Source organism: Paraburkholderia sp. SIMBA_053 (assembly GCF_046534895.1).
Taxonomy (GTDB): domain Bacteria; phylum Pseudomonadota; class Gammaproteobacteria; order Burkholderiales; family Burkholderiaceae; genus Paraburkholderia; species Paraburkholderia caledonica.
Window position 1 is genome coordinate 1 of record NZ_JAWRXU010001677.1, and the last position, 237, is coordinate 237.

The 237-nt window shown below is 67.5% G+C and carries 1 protein-coding gene; it reads right to left on the minus strand.

Going from position 1 to position 237, the window contains the following annotated elements; all coding sequences use genetic code 11:
- A partial coding sequence (locus tag SB753_RS41245) for an aldehyde dehydrogenase family protein (protein ID WP_410805709.1) occupies positions 1 to 237 on the minus strand: 237 nt, incomplete at both ends.

Below are 237 nucleotides of genomic sequence, written 5' to 3' on the forward strand. Positions count from 1 at the left end.
GTCGGCAGCGGAGGTCGACTCGTCACCGTCTTGGTCTTCGTGTAGAAGCGGAAGGCGTCGGTGCCGTGCTGGTTGAGGTCGCCGAAGCCGCTGCGCTTCCAGCCGCCGAACGTGTAGTAGGCGATCGGGACGGGGATCGGGACGTTCACGCCGACCATCCCGACCTCGACGCGTGCCGCGAAGTCGCGGGCGGCATCGCCGTCACGGGTGAAGATCGCGACACCGTTGCCGTACTCG